Genomic DNA, 7001 nt, shown 5'->3' on the forward strand with positions numbered 1-7001 from the left:
CCGGGTTGTACGGAGACTGCTTGCCGACGGTTGCAACCGGCGGGACCGCGGATTCATTCCGGGCCGGGCGCGTGTCTTCCTCGCCTCCCTCTTCATGCTCGCACACGCGGTACGAAGCGGAAACCGGCCCTTGTGGGCCCTTCCGGCGGTGAATCGGCGCCCATAGGGATTCCCGTCACATGGACGCTATGGCCCTTCGTCAAAGTGACGTGAACCGGTTATGATAGATAGCGTCATTTCGACGAGAAGTCGGACGAGAAGTCGCCAGAACAGAAAGGGTGCGTGTCGTGACCACCGCCCAGACCCAGGAGCTCGACGTACAGCCGACGCCCCTCGCCCTGCTGCTGCTCGGCCGTGAGGCCGACCCGAGGAGCGAGCGCGGTGTGGAGTGCCCCGGCGACCTCCCCTCGCCGTCCGACCCGGACCTGGTGGAGCGCGCCCGCGCCGCCAAGGAGAAGCTCGGGGACAAGGTCTTCGTGCTCGGCCACCACTACCAGCGCGACGAGGTCATCCAGTTCGCCGACGTCACGGGCGACTCCTTCAAGCTGGCCCGCGACGCCGCCGCCCGCCCGCAGGCCGAGTACATCGTGTTCTGCGGTGTGCACTTCATGGCCGAGTCGGCGGACATCCTCACCGGCGACGACCAGAAGGTGGTCCTGCCCGACCTCGCGGCCGGCTGCTCCATGGCCGACATGGCCACCGCCGAGCAGGTCGCCGAGTGCTGGGACGTGCTGACCGAGGCCGGGATATCCGAGCAGGTCGTCCCCGTCTCGTACATGAACTCCTCCGCCGACATCAAGGCCTTCACCGGCAAGCACGGCGGCACCATCTGCACCTCCTCCAACGCCCGGCGGGCCCTGGACTGGGCCTTCGAGCAGGGCGAGAAGGTCCTCTTCCTCCCCGACCAGCACCTGGGCCGCAACACGGCGGTGCGGGACATGGGGATGTCCCTGGAGGACTGCGTCGTCTACAACCCGCACAAGCCGAACGGCGGGCTGACGGCGGACGAGCTGCGCGCCGCGAAGATGATCCTGTGGCGCGGCCACTGCTCGGTGCACGGCCGGTTCAGCCTGGACTCGGTGAACGACGTGCGCGAGCGCATCCCGGGCGTGAACGTCCTGGTCCACCCCGAGTGCAGGCACGAGGTCGTCGCCGCCGCGGACCACGTCGGCTCGACGGAGTACATCATCAAGACGCTGGAGGCGGCCCCGGCCGGCTCCAAGTGGGCCATCGGCACGGAACTGAACCTGGTCCGCCGCCTGGCGAACCGTTTCGCGTCCGAGGGCAAGGAGATCGTCTTCCTCGACAAGACGGTCTGCTTCTGCTCGACCATGAACCGCATCGACCTCCCCCACCTGGTGTGGGCGCTGGAGTCGCTGGCAGACGGCGCACTTGTCAACCGCATCGAGGTGGACAAGGAGACGGAGGCGTTCGCGAAGCTGGCGCTGGAGCGGATGCTGGCGCTGCCGTAGGACCGTACACGTGAGGGGGCGCCCCGTGCGGTGCACGGGGCGCCCCCTCGTCGTACGGGCCGGACGTCAGACCTGGACCGGCTTCGGCTCCTGGGCAGCCTCCCCCTGTGCGGGGAGACCCTTCTTCGCCGCCCGCTTCTTCGCGCGCCGCTCCTTGCGGAGCTCCAGCATCGCGTAGAGCGTCGGCACCAGCAGCAGGGTCAGCAGGGTCGACGTGATCAGGCCGCCGATCACCACGACCGCCAGCGGCTGGGCGATGAAGCCGCCCTCGCCGGTGACGCCCAGTGCCATCGGGAGCAGGGCGAAGATGGTCGCCAGGGCCGTCATCAGGATCGGCCGCAGACGGTGGCGGCCACCCTCCAGCACGGCCTCGACGACGCCGTAGCCCTGCTTGCGGTACTGGTTGATCAGGTCGATCAGCACGATCGCGTTGGTGACCACGATGCCGATCAGCATCAGCATGCCGATCATCGCCGGGACGCCCATCGGGGTGCCGGTGACCAGCAGCAGGCCGATGGCGCCGGTCGCCGCGAACGGGATGGAGACCAGCAGGATCAGCGGCTGGGCGAGCGACCGGAAGGTGCCGACCAGCAGCATGAAGACGATCGCGATCGCGGCCAGCATCGCCAGGGCCAGGTTGAGGAACGCCTCGTCCTGGTCCTCGGTCACGCCGCCGATCTCCGCCGTCGCGCCGGCCGGCAGCTTCAGCTCGTCGATCTTCTTCTGGAGGTCCACGCCCACCGCGCCGGTGTTGTCGCCGGTCGGCTTCGCGGTGACGGTGGCCGAGCGCTGACCGTCGATCCGGGTCATGGAGACGGGGCCGTCCACCACCTCGACGGTGGCGATGTCGCCCAGCTTCACCGCGCCCAGGCGCAGGTTCCTCAGCTCGTCCACGGTGGTGGCCGGCTTCGCCGAACGGATGACGACGTCACGCTCGGTGTCGTCCAGGACCACCTTGGCGGCCGGGGTGCCCTTCACCGACTGGGCGACGGCCCCGCCGAGGGTCTGGTCGCTGAAACCGGCCCCGGCGGCCTTGTCGTTGGCCTTCACCGAGACCCGGGGCACGCTCTGCGCCAGGTCGCTGGTGACGTCCGTGACGTCGTCCAGGGAGGCCACCGCGTCGCGGACCTGGTCCGCCGCCTTGCGCAGCGCCTGCGCGTCGGCCGCCTTGACGACGACGTTCAGGTCCTGGCTGCCGAAGCCGTCACCGGCCGCGATGGTGGTGGTACCGATGCCGTCGAGCCCGCCGAGGCCCTTCTCCAGGCTGTCCGTCACGTCCTCGGAGGACGCGTCGTCCTCCAGCATCACCCGGTACGTCGCCTGGTTGGTGTCCGTACCGCCGCCGAAGGCCGCCATGAAGCCGGACGAGCCGATCGTCACCTGGTGGTCCTTGACGCCCTCGGTGTCGCCGAGCAGCTTCTCGACCTTCGCCGCCTGCGCGTCGGTCGCGGCCAGGCTGGTGCCGGGCTCCAGCTCCTGCCGGACGGTGAGGACCTGCTGCTCGCCCGCGTCGAAGAAGTTGGTCTTCAGCAGCGGCGCCATGGCGAACGTGGCGATCAGCACGACGACCGCGATGGCCACGCTGGTCAGCCTGCGCCGGGTGGCGAAGCGCAGCACGGGGACGTAGAAGCGCTGGAGGCGGCTCCTGGCCTCCTTCTCCTCGGCGATCCTGCGCGCCTCCTCGGCGTCCTCCGGGGTGCCCTTCGGGGCCCGCAGGAACCAGTACGACAGGACCGGCACGACCGTCAGCGACACCAGCAAGGACGCCAGCAGCGCCGCCGTGACGGTGAGGCTGAAGGAGCCGAACAGCTCGCCCACCATGCCGCCGACCAGGCCGATCGGCAGGAACACGGCGACCGTGGTGAGCGTCGAGGACGTCACCGCGCCGGCCACCTCACGCACCGCGTTCATGATCGCGGACTGGCGCTCCTCGCCGTAGCCGAGGTGCCGCTTGATGTTCTCCAGGACGACGATCGAGTCGTCCACGACCCGGCCGATGGCGATGGTCAGCGCACCCAGCGTCAGCATGTTCAGCGACAGGTCGCGCGTCCACAGCACGATCAGGGCGAGCACCACGGACAGCGGGATGGAGACCGCCGTGACGAGGGTCGAGCGGACCGACGCCAGGAAGACCAGGATCACCAGGACCGCGAAGAGCAGACCGAGCGCGCCCTCGGTGGTGAGGCCCTCGATGGCCTTGGAGACCGCCGGACCCTGGTCGCTGACGACGGTGAGGGTGGCCCCGTCACCGAGGTCCTCGCGCAGGTCGGGCAGCTTCTCCTCGACGGCCTCCGAGATGGCGACCGCGCTGCCGTCGTGGTCCATGGTCGCCATCACGGCGAGGCTGGGCCTGCCGTTGGTGCGGGTGAGGGAGTCGGCCCTGGCCTCCTCCTCCTTCACCGTGGCGACGTCCCCGAGGCGGACCGGCTTCCCCTTGCCGGGCTCGCCGGTGACCATCAGGTCCTCGATCTGCTCGATCGAGGTGAAGCCGCCGCCGACCTGGACGGTGCGGTTGGCGCCCTCCTCGTCGAAGGAGCCGGCCGGGACGGTCGCGCCACCGGCCTGGAGGGCCGTCGACAGCGACTGCGAGGTGAGACCGGCCTTCGCCAGCTTCGCGTCGTCGGGGGTGACGGTGACCTGGACGTCGCGCACGCCGTCCACGGTGACCTGGCCGACGCCGTCGATGCCCTCCAGCGCGGGCACCACGGTCCGGTCGAGCTGGTCGGCGAGCGCCTGCTGGTCCTTGCCGGAGGTGACGGCGAGGATCACGGTCGGCATGTCGTCCGTGGAGCCGGCGACGACCTGCGGGTCGACGTCCTCCGGGAGACGGGCGCCGGCCCGGTTGACGGCCTGCTGGACGTCGGCGACGAGCTGCTGGGTGTCGTTGCCGTAGTCGAAGGACGCCATGATCACGGCGTTGCCCTCGCTCGCCGTCGAGGTGACGCCGGAGATGCCGTCGACGGCCTCCAGGTTGTCCTCGATGGGTTCGACGACCTGCTTCTCGACCACGTCCGGGGAGGCGCCCTGGTACGGGGCGATCACGGACACCATGGGCAGTTCGATGGTCGGCAGCAGCTGCTGTTTGAGCTGGGGTATCGCGATCGCCCCGAAGACGAGCGCGATGATCGACATCAGTCCGATCAGCGCCCGTTGCGCGAGGCTGAATCTGGACAGCCAGGACATGGTCAGGGTCTCTTTTCCGTGGAGCGGCAGAAGTCCGGCAAGCGGGCGCGCGCACGAGTGGGCGCCCGCTCTACACCCTGGGCCATGGACGGGGGCCGATCCGTAGCCCCGAGGTCCCATCCCTTATGCGGCGCATACTCCCGTCGCAGTACGCCCCGTGGAGCTCACTCCACCCTTGGACGGACCAGCCCCGACTCGTAGGCGGTGACCACCAGCTGGGCCCGGTCGCGGGCGCCCAGCTTGGCCATGGCCCGGTTGACGTGGGTCTTCACGGTGAGCGGGCTGACCTCCAGGCGTTCGGCGATCTCGTCGTTGGAGTGGCCGCCGGCGACCTGGACCAGCACCTCGCGCTCGCGCACGGTGAGCGACTCGAGCCGCTCGGCGCGGGCCGGGTCGTGGTCGGCCCCGGACGCGCCCTCCTGGGCGAGGAAGCGGGCGATCAGGCCCTTGGTGGCCACCGGGGACAGCAGGGCCTCCCCCCCGGCGGCGATCCGGATGGCGTTCAGCATCTCGTCGGGCTCGGAGCCCTTGCCGAGGAAGCCGGAGGCGCCGGCCCGCAGCGACTGCACCACGTAGTCGTCGACCTCGAAGGTCGTCAGGATCACCACCCGGACGCCGGCGAGCTCCGGGTCCGCGCTGATCATGCGGGTGGCGGCGAGTCCGTCGGTGCCGGGCATCCGGATGTCCATGAGGACGACGTCGGCACGCCGCTCCCGGGCCAGCCGGACCGCCTCCGCGCCGTCGGACGCCTCACCCACCACCTCCATGTCCGGCTCGGAGTCGACGAGCACCCGGAAGGCGCTGCGCAGCAGTGCCTGGTCGTCGGCGAGCAGGACACGGATCGTCATACGGGCTCCAGCGGGGTGATCGGTGGTCACGGGCCGCTGTCCTGAGCGGCGGACGTACGGGTCTTGACGGGCAGGATCGCATGGACGCGGAAACCGCCGCCGTAGCGGGGGCCGGTGGTGAGGGTGCCGCGCAGCGCGGTGACGCGTTCACGCATGCCGAGCAGTCCGTGCCCGCCGCCGGGGGTGTGGTCCTGCTCCTCGCCGGTGCCGTCGTCGAGGACGGTGATCTCGATGTGGGGTCCGACGCGTACGACGCTGACCTCGGCCCGCGCGTCGGTGCCGGCGTGCTTCTGCACGTTGGTCAGGGCCTCCTGGATGATCCTGTACGCGGCCAGGTCGACGGCTGCGGGCAGGTCGGCGCCCTCGTCTCCGCGGGCGACCTCGACGCGCAGTCCGGCGCTGCGGAAGGTGCCGGTGAGTTCGTCGAGGCGGTCCAGTCCCGGCGCGGGTTCGGTGGGGGCCTCCGGGTCGCCGGACTGGCGCAGCAGGCCTACGGTGGCCCGCAGCTCGCCGAGCGCGGAGCGGCTGGCCTCGCGGACGTGGGCGAGGGCCTCCTTGGCCTGGTCGGGCCGCTTGTCCATGACGTGGGCGGCGACTCCGGCCTGGACGTTGACCAGGGCGATGTGGTGGGCGACCACGTCGTGCAGATCGCGGGCGATGCGCAGGCGCTCCTCGGCGACGCGGCGGCGGGCCTCCTCCTCGCGGGTCCGCTCGGCCCGTTCGGCGCGTTCCCGGATGGCCTGGACGAAGGCGCGGCGGCTGCGGACGGCGTCCCCGGCGGTGGCCCCGATGCCGGTCCAGGCGAAGATCGCCAGGTTCTCCTGGGCGTACCAGGGCAGGGGGCCGACCGCCATCGCGGCTCCGGTGAGGACGGTCATGGTGAGCAGACCGATCCGCCAGGTGGTGGGGCGGTCGGTGGTGGAGGCGACGGTGTAGAGCGCGAGCACGGCGCACATGGCGACGGGGGCGCGGGGGTCGCCGGTGACGGACTCCGCGACGGAGAAGCCGCCGGCGAGGGCGAGGACCGTACGGGGGGCGCGGCGGCGGAAGACCAGCGCCGCGGCGCCGAGGGTCATGAGGACGAGGCTGAGCGGGTCGGGGGTGCGCAGGCCCCACTTGACGCCCTCGGGGCCGTGGGGCTCGACGAAGGAGCCGGCGACCATGCATATGAGGACGCCTGCGGCGAGGGCTGCGTCCAGTGCGAAGGGGTGTGCCTGTGCTCGGCACCGGGCGCGGGTCAGGGTGCTCACGGCTGTTTACGGTAGCCGGGGTGGGCGCCGGTGCGGGTGGCGACCGGGGATGATCCGGCCCGGGTGGGGTTACGCGGCCCGGCGCTCACGGGGCGCCGCCGCGCCCACCCGTGCCGCCCTGCGGCACGATTGCCCGCAGTGACGGCACGATGCTGCGGGTGGCGACCGGGGATGATCCGGCCCGGGTGGGGTTACGCGGCCCGGCGCTCACGGGGCGCCGCCGCGCCCACCCGTGCCGCCCTGCGGCA

Annotated in this window: 4 protein-coding genes; 1 reads left to right on the plus strand and 3 read right to left on the minus strand. The window is 71.2% G+C overall.

The annotated features are described in order from the left end of the window. Positions 1–287 precede the first annotated feature (287 nt). Positions 288–1472 (plus strand): quinolinate synthase NadA, encoded by a 1185-nt coding sequence (gene nadA, locus ACIA6T_RS02925; protein WP_399444764.1) that lies wholly within the window; start codon positions 288–290, stop codon positions 1470–1472. A gap of 66 nt (positions 1473–1538) precedes the next feature. Here nadA and ACIA6T_RS02930 read toward each other — a convergent pair whose 3' ends face one another. From ACIA6T_RS02930 to ACIA6T_RS02940, 3 genes are all read right to left on the minus strand, one after another. Further along, positions 1539–4655: an efflux RND transporter permease subunit gene (locus ACIA6T_RS02930; protein WP_399444765.1), complete on the minus strand. Its 3117-nt coding sequence runs from the start codon at positions 4653–4655 to the stop codon at positions 1539–1541. A 164-nt stretch (positions 4656–4819) separates the two neighbouring features. Continuing rightward, positions 4820–5503 carry a response regulator gene (locus tag ACIA6T_RS02935; protein ID WP_399444766.1) on the minus strand — a complete coding sequence of 228 codons (684 nt, stop codon included), beginning with the start codon at positions 5501–5503 and terminating at the stop codon, positions 4820–4822. A 26-nt stretch (positions 5504–5529) separates the two neighbouring features. Next, positions 5530–6753: a sensor histidine kinase gene (locus ACIA6T_RS02940; protein ID WP_399444767.1), complete on the minus strand. Its 1224-nt coding sequence runs from the start codon at positions 6751–6753 to the stop codon at positions 5530–5532. Between the last annotated feature and the right edge of the window lie 248 nt (positions 6754–7001).

This window comes from Streptomyces sp. NPDC051740, from assembly GCF_044453165.1.
Classification (GTDB): domain Bacteria; phylum Actinomycetota; class Actinomycetes; order Streptomycetales; family Streptomycetaceae; genus Streptomyces; species Streptomyces atrovirens.